Origin of the sequence: Isoptericola sp. NPDC060257, from assembly GCF_042726645.1 — a bacterium.
Taxonomy (GTDB): domain Bacteria; phylum Actinomycetota; class Actinomycetes; order Actinomycetales; family Cellulomonadaceae; genus Isoptericola; species Isoptericola nanjingensis.
Genome location: NZ_JBHXAW010000437.1, coordinates 1 through 2,206, shown reverse-complemented (window position 1 = coordinate 2,206; position 2,206 = coordinate 1). Strand labels below are relative to the sequence as shown.

Here is a 2,206-nt window from a genome sequence, read left to right as displayed (position 1 = left end):
AGCAGGAGACTGTCGTCGGGCAGATCCTTGAACTGGTGAACGAACTGCGCGAGCCGGGGGAGATCCAGGCGCTCGGCGTCGGGCTGGCCGGCCGGATGTCCCGGTTCGACGACACCGTGCGCCACAACCCCTTCCTCGGCTGGGACCAGGTGCCCCTCGCGGGCATCCTCGAGCGGGCGACAGGCATCCCCACCGTCCTCAGCGAGGACGCCCGGGCCCTGACCGCCGGGGTCCAGTGGTCCGGCCCCGGCCGCGGCATGAGCGACCTCGCCGTGCTGACCGTCGGCGTCGGCGTCGGCCTGGGCATCGTCATCGAGGACCGGGTGCTCGCCGGTCCGTCGGGCAGGGTCGGCCGGATCGGGCACATGCGGGTCGCGGACTCCGGGCCGGTGTGCGAGCGGGGGCACCGCGGCTGCGCGTCGGCGTTCCTCACCACGGCGGCCATCACCCAGGGCATCGGGGTGCCGCGCGGGCGGGCCGACCTGGACCTGGACGCCGCCCTCGCGCTGGCGGACGGCGGCGACGCGGTCGCGCTGCGCGTCTTCGCGGACGCCGGGCACGCCCTGGGGGTGCTGATCGCCCAGCTCGCGAACACGCTCGGCCTGCCCGCCGTGATCCTCGCCGGGGACGGCCTCGGCATGCTCGCCCACGCCCGTCCGTCCCTCGACGCCGCGCTCGCCGACCACCTCGACCCCAACGCCACCCGGCCCACCGTGGTGGCGTTCTCCTCCGGCTTCGACGAGTGGGCGCGCGGCGCGGCGGTCGTCGCGTGCCAGTGGATGCTCGTCGACCCGCCGCCGCACCGCACCGACCCCGCCTGACCCGACACACCAGCAGGAGGCACCGTTGTCCGCACTTCCCCTCGACCCGACCGCCCCGCTCGCCGAGGATGCCGGTTCGATCAGCATCGGCATCGTCGGCGCGGGCCAGTTCTCGCGCAGCTTCGCGACGCTCTGGGACCTGCACCCGAACGTCGACCGGCTCACGATCACCGACCTGGTGCCGGAGCGGGCCAAGTCGCTGGCCGACCGCTACGACCGCGCCACCGTCGTCGACAGCTTCGAGGAGATGCTCGACTCGGACGTCGACGCCGTCGCCATCTTCACCCAACGCTGGACCCACGCGCCGCTGGTGCTGGCGGCGCTGGAGGCCGGCAAGCACGTCTACTCGGCCGTGCCGATGGCCACCGAGCTCACCGACATCGAGGAGATCGTCGCCGCCGTCACGCGCACCGGCCTCACCTACATGATGGGCGAGACGAGCTACTACAACCCGGCCACCGTCTTCGTCCGCGAGAAGGTCCGCGAGGGCGCGCTCGGCCAGGTCTTCTACGCCGAGGGCGACTACGTGCACGACATGGACCTCGGCTTCTACGCCGCGTACCAGTACAGCGGCGGCGAGAACTGGAAGGCCACCGCGAGCTACCCGCCCATGCTCTACCCGACGCACGCGATCGGCGGCGTCCTCGGTGCGCTGCCCACCCGCGCGGTGAGCGTGAGCTGCATCGGCGTGGAGGACCGCCGGGGCGACGGCGTCTTCGACCGGGAGGTCAGCCAGTTCGGGAACAGCTTCTCCAACGCCACGGCGCTGTTCGAGCTGGCCGACGGCGGCGCGATGCGCACCAACGAGATGCGCCGGGTGGGCTACCCCTCGCACATCCGCGAGTCGCGGTTCCGCTTCTTCGGCACCGAGGCCAGCTTCGAGCAGCTCGCCCACCAGAGCGTGTGGAACGACAAGGAGACGTCCACCGACGTCTCCGCCGACTTCGTCCCGGTCCGCAGCACGGCCCACGAGGCCGACCTCGCGGACGTCGACCCGGCGCTGCGGGAGGCGTTCACCTCGGGCTCCGCGCCGGTCCACGACCGGACGCGGCTGCCCGCCACCTACGCCGACGCGCCGAACGGGCACGAGGGCTCGCACCACTTCCTCGCCGACGACTTCGTGCGCGCCGTGGTCACGGGCGAGCACGCGCCCGTGGACGCCTGGCTCTCCGCGAAGTTCACCGCGCCCGGCATCGTGGCGCACGCCTCGGCGCTGGCCGGCGGCGAGCGCCTGCCGATCCCGGACTTCGGGAGCCGGCCCGCGCACGACTGAGCACCACCCCCGCGGGGGGGGGGGGGGGGGGGGCCCCCGGCGCCCCCCCCCCCCCCCCCCCCCGCCCGCCCAGGACACCCCAACCAGACCCACACACAGAAGAAGAAAAAAA

The 2,206-nt window shown here is 73.5% G+C and carries 2 protein-coding genes; both read left to right on the top strand.

The genetic code is table 11. The features are described from left to right. A partial coding sequence (locus tag ACFWEK_RS21035) for an ROK family protein (RefSeq protein ID WP_430555301.1) occupies positions 1–821 on the top strand: 821 nt, incomplete at its 5' end. Positions 822–846: 25 nt separating this feature from the next. Continuing rightward, positions 847–2,094, top strand: a complete 1,248-nt coding sequence (locus ACFWEK_RS21030; RefSeq protein WP_430555300.1) for a Gfo/Idh/MocA family protein — start codon at positions 847–849, stop codon at positions 2,092–2,094. Positions 2,095–2,206: the final 112 nt, after the last annotated feature.